The organism is Bradyrhizobium sp. CCBAU 11386, from assembly GCF_028128955.1.
GTDB lineage: Bacteria > Pseudomonadota > Alphaproteobacteria > Rhizobiales > Xanthobacteraceae > Bradyrhizobium.
In genome coordinates this window covers 1-17,645 of sequence record NZ_LBKA01000168.1, presented here as the reverse complement: position 1 = coordinate 17,645, position 17,645 = coordinate 1, and the positions used below count along the sequence as shown (strand labels likewise).

The 17,645-nt window shown below is 57.4% G+C and carries 18 protein-coding genes and 1 pseudogene; 10 read left to right on the top strand and 9 right to left on the bottom strand.

What is annotated here, in order from left to right; translation table 11 throughout:
• The 5 genes from XI09_RS10975 to XI09_RS10955 all read right to left on the bottom strand — a co-directional run.
• On the bottom strand, positions 1-739 hold a 739-nt coding region (locus XI09_RS10975; RefSeq protein ID WP_271566845.1), incomplete at its 3' end, for a phosphatase PAP2 family protein.
• 514 nt (positions 740-1,253) lie between these two features.
• Positions 1,254-1,496, bottom strand: a complete 243-nt coding sequence (locus XI09_RS10970) for a hypothetical protein (protein WP_271566844.1) — start codon at positions 1,494-1,496, stop codon at positions 1,254-1,256.
• Between the two features lie 283 nt (positions 1,497-1,779).
• Positions 1,780-2,235 carry a VanZ family protein gene (locus XI09_RS10965; protein WP_271566843.1) on the bottom strand — a complete coding sequence of 152 codons (456 nt, stop codon included), beginning with the start codon at positions 2,233-2,235 and terminating at the stop codon, positions 1,780-1,782.
• Positions 2,236-2,577: 342 nt separating this feature from the next.
• On the bottom strand, positions 2,578-4,521 hold the full coding sequence (locus XI09_RS10960; protein WP_271566842.1) for an acyltransferase family protein: 1,944 nt from the start codon (positions 4,519-4,521) through the stop codon (positions 2,578-2,580).
• Between the two features lie 147 nt (positions 4,522-4,668).
• Entirely contained in the window at positions 4,669-4,923 is a 255-nt protein-coding gene (locus tag XI09_RS10955; protein ID WP_271566841.1) for a hypothetical protein, read from the bottom strand.
• A gap of 159 nt (positions 4,924-5,082) precedes the next feature.
• Here XI09_RS10955 and XI09_RS10950 point away from each other — a divergent pair, with 159 nt between their 5' ends.
• The 3 genes from XI09_RS10950 (at position 5,083) to XI09_RS10940 (ending at position 7,964) form a co-directional block, all read left to right on the top strand.
• Positions 5,083-6,216, top strand: a complete 1,134-nt coding sequence (locus XI09_RS10950) for a hypothetical protein (protein ID WP_271566840.1) — start codon at positions 5,083-5,085, stop codon at positions 6,214-6,216.
• An 80-nt stretch (positions 6,217-6,296) separates the two neighbouring features.
• Positions 6,297-6,533, top strand: a complete 237-nt coding sequence (locus XI09_RS10945; protein WP_271566839.1) for a hypothetical protein — start codon at positions 6,297-6,299, stop codon at positions 6,531-6,533.
• Positions 6,534-6,803: 270 nt separating this feature from the next.
• The gene (locus XI09_RS10940; protein WP_271566838.1) at positions 6,804-7,964 is read left to right on the top strand and encodes a glycosyltransferase; all 1,161 of its coding nucleotides are present in this window, start codon (positions 6,804-6,806) and stop codon (positions 7,962-7,964) included.
• 175 nt (positions 7,965-8,139) lie between these two features.
• Here XI09_RS10940 and XI09_RS10935 read toward each other — a convergent pair whose 3' ends face one another.
• Both XI09_RS10935 and XI09_RS10930 read right to left on the bottom strand, forming a co-directional pair.
• Entirely contained in the window at positions 8,140-8,331 is a 192-nt protein-coding gene (locus XI09_RS10935) for a hypothetical protein (RefSeq protein ID WP_271566837.1), read from the bottom strand.
• Between the two features lie 145 nt (positions 8,332-8,476).
• The gene (locus tag XI09_RS10930) at positions 8,477-8,830 is read right to left on the bottom strand and encodes a hypothetical protein (protein WP_271566836.1); all 354 of its coding nucleotides are present in this window, start codon (positions 8,828-8,830) and stop codon (positions 8,477-8,479) included.
• A gap of 523 nt (positions 8,831-9,353) precedes the next feature.
• Between XI09_RS10930 and rfbB the strand changes: the two genes are divergently transcribed.
• The 7 genes from rfbB (at position 9,354) to XI09_RS10895 (ending at position 16,395) form a co-directional block, all read left to right on the top strand.
• The gene (gene rfbB, locus XI09_RS10925) at positions 9,354-10,466 is read left to right on the top strand and encodes a dTDP-glucose 4,6-dehydratase (protein ID WP_271566847.1); all 1,113 of its coding nucleotides are present in this window, start codon (positions 9,354-9,356) and stop codon (positions 10,464-10,466) included.
• Between the two features lie 19 nt (positions 10,467-10,485).
• Entirely contained in the window at positions 10,486-11,043 is a 558-nt protein-coding gene (gene rfbC / locus XI09_RS10920; protein WP_271566835.1) for a dTDP-4-dehydrorhamnose 3,5-epimerase, read from the top strand.
• 91 nt (positions 11,044-11,134) lie between these two features.
• Complete coding sequence (locus XI09_RS10915) at positions 11,135-11,980, top strand: NAD-dependent epimerase/dehydratase family protein (protein WP_271566834.1); 846 nt, start codon at positions 11,135-11,137, stop codon at positions 11,978-11,980.
• Between the two features lie 16 nt (positions 11,981-11,996).
• Positions 11,997-12,896 carry a glucose-1-phosphate thymidylyltransferase RfbA gene (rfbA, locus tag XI09_RS10910; RefSeq protein WP_271566846.1) on the top strand — a complete coding sequence of 300 codons (900 nt, stop codon included), beginning with the start codon at positions 11,997-11,999 and terminating at the stop codon, positions 12,894-12,896.
• A gap of 354 nt (positions 12,897-13,250) precedes the next feature.
• The gene (locus XI09_RS10905; RefSeq protein ID WP_271566833.1) at positions 13,251-13,982 is read left to right on the top strand and encodes a glycosyltransferase family 4 protein; all 732 of its coding nucleotides are present in this window, start codon (positions 13,251-13,253) and stop codon (positions 13,980-13,982) included.
• Between the two features lie 62 nt (positions 13,983-14,044).
• Complete coding sequence (locus XI09_RS10900; RefSeq protein ID WP_271566832.1) at positions 14,045-15,121, top strand: acyltransferase family protein; 1,077 nt, start codon at positions 14,045-14,047, stop codon at positions 15,119-15,121.
• Positions 15,122-15,312: 191 nt separating this feature from the next.
• Complete coding sequence (locus XI09_RS10895; RefSeq protein ID WP_271566831.1) at positions 15,313-16,395, top strand: acyltransferase family protein; 1,083 nt, start codon at positions 15,313-15,315, stop codon at positions 16,393-16,395.
• Between the two features lie 36 nt (positions 16,396-16,431).
• Here the strand turns inward: XI09_RS10895 and XI09_RS10890 are convergent, their stop codons facing one another.
• Both XI09_RS10890 and XI09_RS46105 read right to left on the bottom strand, forming a co-directional pair.
• Entirely contained in the window at positions 16,432-17,169 is a 738-nt protein-coding gene (locus tag XI09_RS10890; RefSeq protein ID WP_271566830.1) for an acyltransferase family protein, read from the bottom strand.
• Positions 17,170-17,189: 20 nt separating this feature from the next.
• Positions 17,190-17,477, bottom strand: a pseudogene (locus XI09_RS46105) (acyltransferase family protein); the annotation flags it as partial.
• Between the last annotated feature and the right edge of the window lie 168 nt (positions 17,478-17,645).

The window sequence follows — 17,645 nt, the reverse complement described above, 5'->3', positions numbered from 1 at the left end:
GCGAGATCAAATCGGTACACCCGGGCGAGATCATCGGAATCCGCAACCGTATGTCCGCGAACAGTGTAGCCACTTGATAGCTCACGAAAAAGGCAACCGGATAAAAGTACGCCGGCGACCTGCGTTCCCAGTTCAATGCTGGACTACAAAACGAAAGAACTGGCAGACTTTGGGCAAGCCATATGGCCATAGCGCCCAAGGCGGCCCCGGCGATTAAGTCCGAGGGGTAGTGCGCACCAACATATATACGCGGAAGTTCGACGATTGCCGTGAAGATTGCTAACCAAAACGTCCACTTATATCGAACGATGTACGCTAAAGTGACGAGCGCCGCGAAAACCGTGACGTGGTCGCTTGGGAAAGAATTCCAAGTATTGAGCGATTGTTCGAGTTCTGCAGGGATCCTAAAATTGATTGTGCGATCGTAGAAAGGCCGGGGATGGATCGATAAAAGATGTTGCAGCATTCGGCTTATCGTACCCGCGCAGTATGCGCTCGCCAACCCGATCAAGATGCGTGAGCGGGGCTCGTCGGTGTCCGTCGCGAACCAGCAGGACCAGATCGCCGCCGTCAGTATGACGCCTGAGTAGGTAGGGTAGGAAAACACCGCGAAGACCAATCGATCGAAAGTCTTCCACCGGCCTACAAGCTGGTTGAAGGCACCGGTAACTGGCTTGTCGAAAATGTCCGGAAACTGTGCGATTGCTGCGACCGCAACGAACACCGCCGCTGCGAGCATGACGTTGCCCCAGATTCTTTCCGGGGACATCACTCCGCTGGCCCACGTCCTGACTTCCAATTGGTCAGCGAGGGCATTGATTGTGGACTGCAATCCTGGGCGTGGGGGCGTTGTCGGGCTCCCATGAAGCGGCGAATTGGCTCGCCGCCGGCTCATGCCGAAAGGCATCCAAGCGAACTCCAGAACCGCCCCGATTGGTACATCAAAACCACTTTGCGGCTATGTTAAGGAAAAGTCCCAAAGCTGGCCAAACCCCGACCCATCCGCCTCACGCCCTCCCCGGGTTGACCAAGATGCCCGATATGTCCAAAGAAAGGCCAATTTGCACGCGGTTTTTGCACCCGCTCGCAAATGCAGCGCATTGATGACAAACAGTTCTTCCTAGGACCGCGCAACCTGGTCGCCGGCTGTGCAGAAGGGTCACGGTGCGCGCAAACGAATGTATCGCCCATGCCGGCAACATTGACGACGGCAAGGCCTTCAAATGAACCGGCCTTAACGGCGCAGACGAGCCCTACGATTTGCCTTGAGCGGATACAGGCTGTTCCGGCACGGGGACGTTGCCCATCTTCTCCATGCAGTTTTTGAAATAAGCCTGACGGTCGCCGCTCATGCGCACCGCACCCGGCCGATGATAGGGATAGGCGACGTAGGAATAACGCATGCACCGTCGAGCTACTTCGGCGCTCGGGCCTGCTGGGACACTGGTTGGAATAAGCAAGCAGGCCAGCAGGGCAAGATGGATTGTGACCTTCACATACGTCTCATGGGGTACGGGCTAATCCGGCTCGAATGAGCGGTCCGAGCACCAAGTATACCCGCTCGAATTCTTGTTTTGCTAGTGCCAGTGATCGATGCCTCAGCTCCGCTTCCACCCGGCCGCCATGGCCCCCCTCTGCTGTTGGAGAAATTGAGGCCGGAAGCCGTATCTGTTGGACGATCCTAACTCTTATGTGAAGTGAACTTGCTTGGTGACACCGATCTCGGTCTACTCTGGCTTGAGAGGTGAGTGGATTTCGTGGGACTTCCGCCGACGATTGCTAACCCGCCACCTCCCCAGATCGCACCGATCTCTTGGATCGAGATATCCAGTTGCGCAGAACCAGCATTGCCAACTGGGCGATGACTAACCCACACAGTCCACCCGCAGACTTCACCAAGGCATCGGCAAGACGTCCGTGGCGATCAGGCGTCATCAATTGAAGTGCTTCGAGACTGAACGAGCTACCGATAACAATGACAAAGGCAAGCACCACTCGGTTCTGATAGCTCAATCCAAAGGCGACTCCCAGCAGTGCGAAGGCTGCGAAGTGCTCAAGCTGAGGATCGGCTACAATCGGACGTTCGGTGATCGGCGACAACGTGGCGTAGGCAATATAGGCAAGGGCCAGCCAGCTCGCGAATATGCACAATTTTCGCGCAGGGAATTTCGACAAGATCTTCCTCATTTGCCTCGTGCTGCCACTCACTCGTCCACCCATACCGGAAAAGAGCATCAGGCGATAGATGCTTGCTGACCGATCCCGCCGCTGGTGCATCCGATTGAGAGCAGGGAACGATTCCAACGAGAGCAGAGTTGCATCGATGCATGTGTAACGCGGTGGCGAAAATGCGCCGTTGGACTGATGAAGAGATCGCTCGTCTCAAGGCGCTAGCCCAGAAGCGGCGCGCAACACAGATAGCAATTGAACTTGGAAGATCAGCAGGCGAAGTTCACCGCAAAGCCCGCGCACTGGGGCTCTCTCTCCGCCTCCAGCCTGCGGCTAAGCGTCCGCGACCCTAAGAAATTCGATGTGTGGACGAAGCAATATCAAACCTCTGCTCGTCCATGCCTCGATTCAGAAAGCTGCCGTGAGTGAGCTCTCCAGCTCGTCCTTCAATACGAGGGTAAAGTCGACTGTCAGGTGATTTGCGTCACGATAGACAATCACGCCGTCGCGAACAGCGGGGCAGACGGCGCCACTGCAGATTGCCGGCGTCAGATCGACCATACGTGCTGTATCGAAAGAGGCGGCCGCGCGTTGTTCGGCGAGCAAGACCGGCTGGCTCGTCGTCTGTGCGAGGTCGCGGTTACATGCATTCAGCGGGACACCACGCCACTCGGCACGAGCAAGGCAATTTCCAACGGGATGATAGGGGGTCGGGTTGTCGCGTAGAATGACCACGTTGGGGCTCGATGTAGTCAGCTCCTTGAGCGCCGTTCGAACGCCGTGCTCCCATGTATCGACATCCACGGCATTGGAGCCGAGGTTCGTGAAGGGGCCTTTTACATAGCCTGCAGAGAATTGTGCGACCAGCACCGCATCAGGATGATCGTTGGCGATCTGTGCGATTGCCTCCTGTCGCCACCTTGCACACTCTGGAGAGAACCGCCGTAGCCGCATGTTATAGACGGGGATTTCGGCGACCGAGCAGGACGCCTTCAGGTAGGTGACAAGCCGCCAGCCGTGTTGCTCTGCGATGCCAGCAAGCGCCGTAGTCCACTGATCTGCATGAGAATCGCCGAAGAGCACGATTGTCTTGCGATAATCTTGAGCGCCGAACACGCAGCGGAGCGGCTTGTCCGTCGTGAAACCTACAATGCAGCCGGCTTCGTTAGAGACCGAGAATTTCGAGGTCGCGCTGATGATCTTGGCTTGTGCCGGGTCGGCAGCCTGATGTGCGATGACCAACGAGAGCAGCCCGGACACGGCTCCGACCACCGTAAGCGCGCCACCCAAGCCGATCGCGCGTACCGAACCTTCGGCCAGCCAGCGGCTCGCTCGAATGGGGTGCTCGAGCCAGGAATAACTGAACGAGGCGAGGACCACGGTAAGCACGAAGAAAGCACTGTAGGTAGCCGCATTGACGCTTACAAAAACCGATCCAAGCACCGCAATCGGCCAATGCCAGAGGTACATGGCGTAAGAACGAGTTCCGAAAAACTGAAACGGGGCGGTCGTAAGAAGCATAGAGGGGCCGGCGGCATTTTCTCCCGTAAGCAGCAACAAAGCGGTTGCCAAGACCGGGATTATTGCGACGACTCCCGGAAATGAGAAAAACTCGTTGATCGCAAAACACGAGATGATCAGGGCCGCAAACGCGGCCCAACCGATGACCGCGCCCGAACCGGACTTTCGCGCCCAATTTGCGGCAGGACTGATAGCTACAAGCGCGCCTGCGCCGAATTCCCAAGCGCGTGCTGGCGAAAAGTAGAAGGCCCACGCCTGTTTCGTATAAGTCAGATAAAGGCAGCCAAGGAACGAGCCCGCGGTCAGAAGCAGCATAGCCACGACGAGAGCCCTTCGGCCAAAGCGGCTCGCCACAAGAAGAAAGGCAGGCCACACAAGGTAGAATTGCTCTTCTACGGAAAGCGACCATGAGTGGAGAAAAGGGTTGAGAGAGCTCTCCGGCGAGAAGTAGTTCATCGCGCGATGAAGAAGCCAGACGTTCGTCGCGTAAAGAGCGGAGGCCTGCGCCGATTTCGCAACCTCGATTTGCTCAAAGGGTGCGAGGGTCATATAGCCAACGAGAAGTGTGGCGATTGTCATGAATAGCGAGGCCGGGAGGAGCCTCTTGGCGCGCCGGCCGTAGAATCTGACAAAGTCGAGTGTTTTGGTTGCACTAATCTCTTTAAGCAGCAATTGAGAGATCAGATAACCGGATATGACAAAGAATATGTCCACGCCGACGAAGCCACCGGTCATTCGCGGGACGCCGTAGTGAAAGCCTATGACAGATAGAACTGCAACAGCTCTGAGCCCCTCAATGTCGGCCCGGAAGCGCGTCTTGATTTCTTCCATCAGTCAAACCTTATGGAGGATCTTCCCAGCCAACGTTCATGCTAGCATCAAAAGCTCTGATCAACGAGCGGCGGTCTCGCATGCCTCCCCTTCACGAAGGAACCGCGACGAGCAAGACATGTCATAGTGACCGGCCCAGCGCGGCGCCTACTTGCTGCCGTCGTCGACCTTTCCGTTATTGGCTATGCACTTGTCGAAAAAGGCCTGCTGGTCGCGTCCCGATCCTTTGCTGCTTCCTGCCGCCGGATTGCCGGGCTTGCGCGGCGGGAATTCCTTGGAGGTCAGCGCCTTACAGGTTCGCGCGAGTTCGGCGGTGATCGCCGATGCGCGATCCGGAACTGTAGCGCCGGCAAGGCAAATCACCCCAAGCGCGGCAGCCGCAAACTTCAATCTGACGAACATTGTTCCTCCCTTCTCGCATGGTAGAATCGAATGAGTTAACCCTCCGAATATCCCTCTTTGAAAGGGGGCGGCAAGCTGCCATTCTGTGCATTTCCGGCCAATGTTGCATGTCGAGGAGATCGAAGGCGCCGTGGCTCGACCGAGACGAATTGGACGAAGATGAATTCGAGAGACCTGCGCCCCGGTGACGATGATACGGCCGAGCCGGCTTCCAATGAAGTCCAGTTCGCGCTGGTCATCACGCGCATGCTCGAGACCGTGAAGAACCATCCGGAGCATATGCGCCAGGTCGTCTATGATCTCGCCCGCTACAAGCTCGAGGAGCAGTTTACCCTTGCCGACGCCAAGGACGTGAACCGGTCGAAACAGGCGCTGGAGGCCGCCATTCGTGGCGTCGAGGAATTCTCTCGGCAGCCGGTCGACCGGCCGCCGCCGGCCGCGCCGGCACCAGCAGCAGCCCTCCCCGTCTATAACCCGCCCCCTCCGCATCTGCTGAGGGCCCGGGAGCTCCCACCTGCATCATCCCACTCCGAACTCGATATCGACCGCGGCTTCGCCAAAGCGCGTCATCCGCAGTGGTCGGTGACTGGGCGCGCGGCCGTGCTGCTACTCCTTGCCGGGGTCATCGGGTTAGCCATCCAGCAGCGAGAACGGCTGGCCGCCTCGCTGGTCAACCCTCTCGCGCACCAGGACCGGCAGGTCGCCACGACGGCACCCGCAGCGCCGGCCGCCGTGGCGCCCGCGGCATTCCCTCCAAAACCAAACCCGCTCCGTCCTACCGATTACGGCGTCTATGCCGTGGTCGACGACAAATCGCTCGCCGAGCTGCAACTGCTGCCGGGCCGACCGCCCGACCTCAGGGTTCAGGTCTCGGCGGCCTTCAAGGTGCCCAATCAGGCCGCCCTGCCGGATGGTCATCCAAAGTTCATCGTGTTCCGGCGCGATGCCGTCAACAACGTCCTGGCGCGCGCCGAGGTGCGCGTTGTCGCCAAGGTCGCAAGGGAGTTCTCCGCCGAGGCGACGGGCAAGCAACCGGGCGACAACGACGACGCCGCGATCATCCGCAACTTCGCCTATCCGTTCCGGGCCGCACCAATTCCGGACAATCCGGAGATGTACGAGCTCCACAGCGAGGATCCGACCCTGGAGCTGCCGCCAGGGCGTTACGCGCTGATCCTAAAGACGCAGGCCTACTATTTCAGCGTGGCCGGCGACGTCAGTGATCCTCGTCAGTGCATCGAGCGGATCGTCACCACCAACGGCACCTTCTACGCCAACTGCAAGAAACCATGACCTCTTCCTAAGAGGGGGTTCCGCGCCTAGCTGTGCAAGAGCGGGGTCCTTTCGTGATCCGCACTTTCGTGGAGGAAACGATGCGCCTCAAACCCCTAGTGATCATCGCGACCGTAATTTCGCTTGCCGGGCCGGCATTTGCGCAAGGCACACAACAAAACAGGAACCGGTCGCAGGCCTACACCACCCGACCGCGAACGCCAGTGGCCACTCAACCGAGCAACAATCCGTTCAGCAATCCCATCGGACAGGGAGTTCCGCCGGCTGTTTCCGCCAACCCGAATCTAAACAGCAACCGGACCAACCCGTCGCGCTGAGCGCGAAACAGCCGCACTGCGCACGCAAGTACCGTCACAGGCCACGCAGTTGGGCTCGGTGATTTCCCTTGGCGCTTCCTCTTCAGAATGATCGTCTTCAGGACGAGCGTTGTCCGACAGCCGGCCTGCATCGATCGGTCATGGCATTTCACCGCGGTTTTCCGCCGTGCGGCTCACTCGTGGTTGACGAACCCTGATCCGCGTACATTATTGTGAACGGAGTTCGCGTGTTCAACGGCCAGTTCGATCGTGATCGAGATGAGTTTACGCATGGATAGTCAAAAAGTCGTTTTGGTCTACCGGAACGATCTCCTGCCGCTATCGGAGACTTTCATAAAGCACCAGAGCATCGCGTTGAAGGAATGGCGTCCGATACTGGTCGGACGCCGGCTCGCCACCCAGCTGGGATTGGAAAATCTCGAGGTCCGAACCATCGGTCCTGCATCTGCGACTTTCGGAGCGAGGGTCTCGTGGAAGATTGCGGCGGCCCTGGGACATCTCCCAAGCCGGAGCAAAGCGCTCCTGCAATCGGATCATGTCCGATTGCTGCATGCTCATTTTGCAACGGATGCGCTTGATGCCTGGCCCGTTGCGAAAGCCCTTCGAGTACCTATGTTGGTGACCCTCCATGGATATGACATCAATACCGATCGCGAATGGTGGGAGCGCGGAAACGGTGGGTTCAAGATGCGCTTCTATCCGCGCCGCGTTCTGTCATTAGCAAGACAGAAGGAGGTCCATTTCATTGCCGTCTCGGAAGCGCTCCGCAGACAGGCCATCCAGTTTGGAATCGCACCAGAAAAGATCTCCGTCCAATATATCGGAATTGATGCCAACAATTTTGCGCCAGGGCCAACTCCGATTAGCCGACGGCGCAAGGATGTTCTCTTCGTCGGACGCCTAGTTGAAAAGAAGGGTTGCGAATACCTGATCCAGGCGATGTCCAAGGTTTGCGCGCAGGTGCCAGGATCAAGAGCCATCATCATAGGAGATGGCCCTCTCCGGAAAGAGCTTGAAGCGCTCGCGACCACGCTAAACGTGACAGCGGAATTCTGTGGCGCCCAAGATTCGTCTTATGTCAAGCGAGCGATCGATGCGGCTCGCGTATTCTGTCTTCCAAGCGTGACCGCTCGCAACGGGGACGCGGAGGGATTCGGACTGGTCCTGCTGGAAGCACAAGCCGCCGGGGTACCCGTGATCACGTCGGCACGAGGCGGAGCTGAGGAAGGGATGCTCGACGGTGTCACGGGCTACTGTTTCCCCGAACGCAACGTTGCAGGACTCGGTCACCGATTGATCGAGCTGCTCACGCGTGATGACATCGTTGACCAGATGTCCGCTCGAGCTGTTGAGTACGTGAAGGAGAATTTTGATCTATCAAAGCGCACTCGCGAGCTTGAAAGGCTCTACGACCTCGTTTCTCAATCCTGAAACTCGACCTATCTCGCTGGATGGTCAGGGACGTGCTGTTCCTAGGTTCCATCGGTCCCGGTTTGCCAACCCAATCACAATCGTATCAACCCGCCAGCTAATAGCTAAACGAACCCTCCTGCCTGACGCAGCGGAAATACAACTATTGCGAGTAGATCGTGAGTGAATCGTCCAACTAGGAAAAAAGCCAGCTGATGCTCCAGCTAATGCTGTTGCATGTGGCGACAGCCAAGACATAAAGCCAGCCGATCATCACGACTGACACAGTAGCAAGAAATCCGATCGCGACAGCCTGTTCGACGCGCGCTGGGTGCGCTTGGGCATCTGCGGCATCGGGCACCGCTTGCACGGACTGATCAAGTGACACGGCAGCTCCCCGCAAATCGGCGCGAATAGACGTTCGATCTTCGCGCGACCTTGGGCCGCTAATACGACGATTGTTTGGTGAAGGTTGAGGGGACCGTTCACAATCACTCGGGCAAAATCTTCTCCATTAGAAATTCATTGTGAGATCACCTCGACCTCGATCGACGAACTCCCCGCGACATGCATCGAAATTCCTGTGATGGACAGCTTGAACGAATCGCTGCCGTGCCGCCAGGATTGGAAAAGTATCGGAACGAAGGACCTTGAATCATCAGCCGCCCTGCTTTGGGCTGTTCCGTGATCGTGATATTGTCGATCATGATCGTCGACCAGCGCAGGCCCTGGATACACTCACCGCCCGACGCGATTTTCATCGACCAGTGGACCGTGTCCGATTGCAGCTTGAATGGTTCCGGATGCAGCAGGCAGGTTCCGCCTGCGATTGTCGCCGCGGGCGATGACATTAGGAAAAACGCGGCTGTTCTGAGCAGGGTTCGCATCAAATTTCACCTCGTAGCGGCAATGGACTGGGTATGCGATGTTCTTCACGGTGGGCCATGATGTCGAAAACTGCCAACCACGTTGTCAAGCGTTGATGTTGTTGCAGGCATCGGCACGCCCAGGACTGTCGCCTAGAACGTTCTACTCTCAATCCATCTGTCACACATCATCACCTCCCAGCGAAACTGGCGAAGCCTCTCTTCTGCAGGAGAACCCCAGTCACTGATCGGCCGGCATCCTGCAGAAGAGAGGCTTCGCGTAGCACTTGCGGTAACCAATAATTCTGGGCTCCGAGGAGGGCGCGGCAACCGAGATGAAATTGTCATATTAGCTATGCGGGTAAAAACGCCTTGCTCGGATTTTGCGAAGACAATACAGTCTGAACTCGGGCGCATAATCTGCCTTTGCATCTGCCCTTAGCTTGGACTGTTTGCGGTCGAAATTTGAGCACGCGGGATTTTTCTTGGGCACGCGCCACAGATTTGCCCGGTAAGGACTGCGAGTTGTTTGACCGAGATCAAAATGGAACTATCCGTAGCTCTGGATTCACCGTCGGATGCGCATAGAGCAGTGAAGAGATTTCTTGTCACAGGTGGTGCGGGGTTTATCGGATCCGCGGTTGTCCGTCGGCTTGTCGAAACCACGACGAATGAAGTCCTGGTCGTGGACAAGCTAACCTACGCCGGCAATCTGGATTCGCTTCGACCGGTCTCCGCCAGCTCGAGATATCGCTTCGAGCGCGCCGATATTGCAGACCTAACGGCCATGCGGCGCATTCTCGCCGAGTTCTCGCCCGACGTCGTCATGCACCTTGCCGCCGAGAGCCACGTCGACCGATCAATCGACGGGCCCGGCGAATTTATCCAGACCAACGTGGTTGGGACGTTCTCGCTGCTTCAGGCCGCACTCGACCATTGGCGGAAGCTCCCGCCACAACGCAAGGACGGCTTTCGTTTTCATCACATCTCGACCGACGAAGTCTTTGGATCGCTGGGGCCGACCGGGTATTTTCATGAGGAAACGCCCTATCAGCCCAATTCACCCTATTCCGCCTCCAAGGCGGCGTCCGATCATCTTGTTCGCGCCTGGCATCACACGTATGGCCTGCCGGTCCTGATCACCAACTGCTCGAACAACTACGGTCCCTATCATTTCCCCGAAAAGCTGATCCCGTTGACGATCATCAATGCGCTGGAAGGCAAGCCGCTTCCCGTCTATGGAAAGGGCGAGAACATCCGCGACTGGCTGCATGTGGATGACCACGCCGAGGCACTTCTGCTCGTTGCTCAAAAGGGCATCACAGGCAATTGCTACAACATCGGCGGCCACAATGAGGCCACGAATATCGCGGTCGTCAAGGCGATTTGCGCATTGATCGACGAATTGGCCCCCAATCCGTCGATCGGTCCTCGTGAGCGGCTGATCACTTTTGTTGCGGATCGGCCGGGCCATGACGCACGTTATGCCATCGACGCTACCAAGATAGCGCGCGAATTGGGCTGGAAGCCCAAGCACAGTTTTGAAAGCGGATTACGTCAAACTGTGCAATGGTATCTCGAAAACAAAAGCTGGTGGGAACGCGTAAGGGCGGGAACTTATCGAGGCGAGCGACTTGGCCTCGCCGCCCAAGCCTAATTAGCGTCCAGGAACTGCCATGCTCAACGTCGTCCCTACCGCGATCGAAGCCGTCAAGATCATCACGCCCAAATCGTTCGGCGATTCGCGCGGGGTTTTCTCCGAGACATACAACCAGAACCGCTTTTTCGAGAACGGCGTCGCGCTGAACTTCGTTCAAGACAATCAGGCTTCTTCGAAAGAGGCCGGCACGATTCGTGGCCTGCACTTCCAGATCCCGCCCACCGCACAGGCTAAATTGCTCCGTGTGTTGAGTGGAAGCGTGCTCGACGTCGCGGTTGATCTCCGGCGCTCGTCGCCGACATTCGGGAAATGGGTGGCCGAAACGCTCTCGGCCGAGAATGGCAAGCAGATCCTGGTGCCGGCCGGTTTTGCCCACGGCTATTGCACGCTGGAGCCTGATACGGTTGTCCTTTACAAGGTGACCGACTATTGGTCGCCTAAGGACGAGCGCGGACTTGCCTGGGACGACCCCGATCTCGCGATCGACTGGCCGGTGCCGCGTGAGAAAGCATTGCTCGCCGAAAAGGACACGCGCTGGTCGAAATTGAGCGCTCTGCCCCCCTTTTTCGATTAGGGTTGCAGCGATTTAACCGCAACCTGCGGTGCGATCTTGAGTAACGGCGTCTGGCTCGACCAAGCTTTCATTTTCAGGAGGCAAGCACGCGATGAAGTTTGCAGTTACCGGCGGCGGTGGATACGTCGGATCGCACGTTGTGCCGGCGTTGCAGAAAGCTGGACACGAGGTCCTGTCCGTGGAATGGCGGCCTCCCGGCGCGAGCGGGAGTGCTTCCAATCATATCACGATGGACATATTCGAGGGTGATCCCGACCTCTATCGGCGGCTCGGAAGCCCCGATGTGTGCATACACCTTGCCTGGGAATTCGGATTTGATCACGCAAATCCCGCCCACTTCAGCAACGTGGACAAGCATCATCGATTCATTGAGACGATGCTCCGCGGCGGCCTCAAACATCTTGTGACCGCCGGAACGGTGCACGAAATCGGCTTTCATATCGGGCCGGTCACTGAAATGACGCCAGCTGCTCCGCGCCATCCCTACGGTATCGCCAAGAACTATCTTCGCCAGCTGCAGGACTGGTTGTGCGCCCAACATGGCGCTGTGAGCCAGTGGCTGCGATGCTACTACATCACCGGCGACGATCGCCGTAGCAACTCGATCTTTGCCAAGCTTCTGAAGGCAGCTGACGAAGGACAGAAAACGTTCCCGCTCAACAGCGGCGAGCTGCTCTGCGACTTTATCGATATCGACGAACTCGCCGAGCAAATTGCCAAAGTGTCGTCGCAAACGGCGATCACAGGCGTGATCAATTGTTGCTCGGGTACTCCGACCTCGCTGCGGACGAAGGTCACCAAGTTCGTCGCTGAGAACAACCTCGACATTGAACTGCAATGGGGCAAGTTCCCGATGCGCCCCTACGACTCTCCGGCGGTCTGGGGAGACGTGACCAAACTGAGCGCTGCTCTTGGCGCAGCACCAAGCGGACGCTAGGCGGAAGGGTCGTGAGATGACTTCGATCACCAAAGGAATCATTTTGGCCGGCGGCAGCGGCACGCGCCTCCACCCGATGACCATTTCGGCTTCGAAACAGCTGCTGCCGATCTACGACAAGCCGTTGATCTATTACCCGCTGTCGGTCTTGATGCTCGCCGGCATTCGTGACGTTCTGATCATCTCTACCCCGTCCGACCTGCCGAGGTTCCAGCAACTGTTGGGCGACGGCGCGAAATGGGGGATGTCGTTCAGCTATGCCGAGCAGCCGAGCCCCGACGGGCTTGCGCAGGCCTACATCATCGGAGCCGATTTCGTCGCCGGCCAATCATCCGCGCTTGTTCTCGGCGACAATCTCTTCTACGGCCACGACCTCGTTCCGGTGCTGCGGCGGGCCAACCGGCAAGTCGATGGCGCGACCATATTCGCCTATCATGTCAGCGATCCCCAGGCCTACGGCGTGGTGGAATTTGACCAGCGGAACGTCGCCGTGTCGATCGAGGAGAAACCCCGCGAGCCGCGATCGAACTGGGCGGTCACCGGGCTCTATTTCTACGATCGCGAAGTCGTTGACATCGCGGCCAACCTAAAGCCATCGAAACGCGGTGAGCTGGAAATCACCGACGTCAACCGCGCCTACCTCGAGCGGAAGCGTTTGCGGGTAGAACGGATGGGGCGCGGCTTCGCCTGGCTCGATACCGGCACGCCCGACAACATGCTGGAAGCCGCCGAGTTCGTGCGCGTGCTGGAAAAGCGACAGGGCTACAAGATCTGCTGTCCTGAGGAGATCGCATATCGCTCGGGCTGGATCGCGGTCAATCAGCTCGAACGCCTCGCTGAGCCGATCGCCAAGAGCTCTTACGGACAGTACTTGTTGCGCGTCTGCGCATGGCCCAAGGAAGACTACTTTTCGTAAATCCAGGAACGCTTCTCCCAGGAAGCGCAATCCTTCGTTGCAACCCATCAATTCCAGCCTGAGCCGACAATGCATTGGAAAGTTCTGACGCCCTTTAGTCCCGGCACGGAGGTTGGCTGGATACCCGCCCATATCCGCGATCCGAACCTGATCTTTGAAGCCATCCCGTGCGACTACGATCACGATCGATCTCGCCGCCTCTCCGGTTTGAGCGAGTGGATCGACTACGCAAGGCACGCCATCCGCGCGTGGTTCGAGAAGCCATCGAATACCGATGCCTCGATCGGCTACCTCACCAGCTTTCCTCAACTGCCGATTTGCCTCGGGTTGATCAAGCGTCTCACGTTCTCGAACGTGCCGATCGTGGCATGGTGCTTCAATCTCGGGTCGACCTATGGCGGGCTCAAAGGCGCCCTCGCCCGCTTCGCCGCGAAGGCTATCGACGTTTTCGTCGTGCATTCGACCGCCGAAATCGAGATCTACTCGAAATGGCTCCGCCTTCCGCGAGATAAATTCATCTATGTTCCGCTTTCCGTGCAGCTGAAGCCGCTGCCCCCCGCAGCCCGCACCGCAGAACCGTTCGTGCTGGCGCTGGGAACCGCGAACCGTGATTACGACGGCCTGGTGAAAGCCCTCACTCCGCTGGGCTACCGGACGATTATCGTCGCCGGGCCCAAGGCGATGGAGCAGGTGCATCTGCCGGCCTTCGTGGAGCACAGAAGCGGCCTGCCGCTCGAGGAGTGCCACAAGCTGAGCCGCGCCGCCGATGTGATCGTGATCCCGCTGAAGGAGGTCGAGGCCGCCTCCGGCCAGGTCAGCTTCCTCGAGACCATGATGTTCGGACGGCCGGTCATCGTGACGCGAGCACCTGGCACCGTCGACTACATTCAGGACGGCGAAACCGGAATCCTGGTGGAGCCCGGTGACGTCGAGGGCCTGCGAAACGCAATTGCCCGGCTCTGGAACGATGAAGATTTGCGCAGGAAACTGGGAAGTGCCGCAAGATCAAGCGTCGAAAATTCGTCCACGTTCAAAGCCGTGGCCCCGAGAATGCAACAGGTCTTGAATACGTTTGCCAAGGCCTAGCGAAGGCAGACGTCACAAGGGCCGGAACCGCTACGCCTCCGCAGAAGCAACGAGTTGTATGGATGCACCGAGATAACAATTTCAACTTTATCCGTGCCGTTGCCGCGCTCGCTGTGCTCGTCTCGCACGCCTACCCTCTCGCCTGGGGCTCTCGCACCGTGCAGCCGTTCGAGGAGGCGCTGGGACTACCACTAGGAAGATTTGCAGTCATAATCTTCTTCATTGTCTCCGGCTATTTCATCACGCAGAGTGCTCTGAGGAGCAAGGGCCCGTTCGATTTTTGGATCGCGCGGTTTTTAAGGATTTATCCGGGCCTGTTCGTCTCACTGTCGCTGACTGCCTTGCTTGGCGTTGGCGTATCTGCTCTGAGCTTTGCTGACTATTTTTCCAGCCGCGAAACTTACACTTATCTGCCAGCCGGACTGTCACTCCTCTGGATACAGTATTCGCTTCCTGGCGCCTTTGGCAGCAATCCTTTCCCGCAAGTCGTGAACGGCTCATTATGGACGCTCTTCTACGAAGTACTTTGCTATGCAATGGTCTCCGCACTTGCAGTGCTCGGCGTTCTACAATGTAAGATCAGGCGTGCCGGTTTCTTCGCTGCCTACCTGATCGTGTATGTCGCCGTGAAGGCGATGGTGCTCACTGGACATACTCCGGCTTGGGCGAGTCCTACAGCGATTAATTTCTTGAATCATCTTCTGGAACTGACTCCGGCCTTTGTCATCGGAGTGCTGTTCTATCTCTACAGAGACCACCTGCCGCTAAACTTCACGATCTGCGTCGTGTTCGTGCTTTGCACGATATTTTCGGCCAACACGCCGTTCTATCGTGAGATGCTGCTGTTTTCAGCTGCCTTTTGCACGTTCTACATCGGCTTTCGATCCCTGCAGGCGCTGTATCCCTTCAACAATTTGGGCGACTATTCCTACGGCATGTACATCTATGCCTTCCCGATCGAGCAACTCGTTGCCTACTTCTTTAACGGCGTATCGGCGCTGGGAATCGTTGCGATTGCCACGCCGATAACAATAGCCGTGAGCGCCGCGTCCTGGCATACAATTGAAGCGCCGGCGCTATTGCTGCGCTCGAAGATTGCCTTGGGCGTGTCCATCAGACGTCCCGAGATTTCGACCTGAACCTGACAGCGATGGATTAGCCGCCCTGCAACAGCGAAGATCTGCGCAGGAAGCGCGGCGGGCTCCAACGTCCAAAATTCGTCGACGTGCAAATCCGTCGCCCTAAAAATGCTCCAGGTTCTGAATAGGTTTGCCGACGCATCACAGGGATCTGCAAGGCCACGCCTCGCGGAAGCAATGAGCTGTCCTAGATGCATCGAGACAACAACTTCAATTTCATTCGCGCCGTCGCCGCGCTCGCGGTACTCGTCTCTCACGCCTACCCGATTGCCTGGGGTTCACGCACCGTGCAACCTTTTGAGGCAGAACTCGGGATGCACGGTGGATTGGGAACACTCGCCGTCATAGTGTTTTTTATCGTCTCGGGCTATTTCATCACCCAGAGCGCGCTCAGAAGCGCGAGCCCGCTCGATTTCTGGACGGCGCGTTTTCTGAGGATCTATCCCGGATTGTTCGTCTCGTTGTCGCTGACCGCGCTGCTTGGCGTGGGTGTGTCGACGCTGGGCATTGCGGCATATTTTTCAAGCCACGGAACCCACTCCTACGTCCCATCCGGGCTGTCGCTTCTCTGGGTCCAATATGAGCTACCCGGCGCATTTACCAGCAACCCATTTCCGGAGCTGGTGAACGGCTCCCTGTGGACGCTCTTTTATGAAGTCCTCTGCTACGTGATGGTCTCGATGCTGGCCGTGTTCGGTATCCTGCAGAATAGAACCGCACGCATCGGCTTTTTTGCAGCCTACTTTGTCGTGTATGTTGTCGCGAAGCTCATATTGCTGAACGGCGTCTTTCCGACCTGGGTGCATCGAGGCGCCATCAATTTCCTGAGTCACCTTTTGGATTTGAGCCCGGCCTTCGTCATCGGAATGCTATTCTATGTCTATCGGGACCGACTGCCGCTCAACCTTGCAATCTGCGCGATGCTCGTGCTCTGCACCGTTCTTTCGGCCAATACGCCATTCCACCGTGAACTGCTGCTATTTTCGGTCGCATTTTGTACCTTCAACATCGGCTTTCGATCCTTGCAGGTGCTCTATCCGTTCAACAGTCTGGGCGACTATTCCTACGGCATTTACATCTATGCCTTCCCGATCGAGCAACTCGTGGCCCGCCTCTTCGAAGGCATATCGCCGCTAGGGATAATTGCGATTGCTACGCCGCTCACAATAGCTGTGAGCGCCGCGTCATGGCATACCATTGAGGCTCCCGCGCTAGCGCTCCGCTCGAAGATTGCCATGAACCTATCTGTCAGACGTCGGGAGGTCCCTAGCTGAACCTAGCAGCGAAGTATCGGCGTGCGGGACTTAGGGTCACCGACGCGCAGCAAGTCGCTTTGATCCGTAGGAGGTAATTGGCAGTTCGATCATCCTATGGACGCCCCACGCGATGCACACGCAAGCCAGAATCGCGAGCACATAAATTGCTGCGGTAACGAGAAGATTCATCGAAACGATCTTCGCGGCCGCTGCCCAGATGCCCCCGATTACAAGGGCATGGATCAGATACAGGCTGAAGGAGGCGTCGCCGAGCTTAACAAACATGCCAATTTGCCGCAAACGCAGGTCCTCCTCGAGAGACACCACCGAGGCAAGCAGGGCGCACCCGGGCACGCCCCAAAACCAAACCCGGTAGGACGCTGCGCTGTCGTTGAAGTTGCTGAGAAATAGTGCGGTCACAGACACTAGCCCGATCACAACCGCTGCGCCCTTCGGCAGGAACTTTCCGCGGACCGATGCCAGGCCAACAATCATCCCAAAGACAAACTCCAACAACATTGGACTAGCCAAAATAGAGAATACTCCCCAATTCCTGCCGACGAGCACTCCAACGAGTACCAGTGAGGCGAGTGCTGAAGAAAGCCACAACACAGGCTTCGAGGTCAGTAGTAGCGTGAGCGCAAACAAGACATAGAACAGCATCTCGAAATTAAGCGTCCACCCGACCTGCAAGATCGGGAACTGGTAGACGCCAGGAATGAACAGCAATGAAATGGCGAGATGGAGCGAGCTGAGTTCGGTGTTGACGATAAGAAACGGAAAAATGAGCATGAGAAGACATTCAGGAACGTCACGCCCCAGTACAGTGGCACGATCCTGATAACTCTCCTCGCAAAAAACGAGCCGGCAATGTTCGGCTTGCCCCAGGAATTGCTGGTTACCAGCACCATGACAAAGCCGCTGATTGCAAAGAAAATGTCGACCCCGCTCTCACCAGCCAAAAACTCCTGGTGAAAGCCCGTGCGTTGCGCGAGCACTTGCGAATTATGGGCTACGACGACAAGCAAGGCGGCGAATCCCCGCAAAACTTGCACCCCCAGGTAAACGCGGCGTGGAAATAGGTCAGCGTCCGAAACCATCCGCTCGACGTCGACGGCCAGACCTCGCTCAGCAATTTCAGAAATGAGAATCCCCCGAATTTAAATACCCCTGGAGCACAACCCACTGTAAGCGCTCAGCCGGGGCCCTATTGAAGCTGGCTTGACGCCTTACGGAAGCGCCACGGCATAAGGTCGCCGATTCTGCTG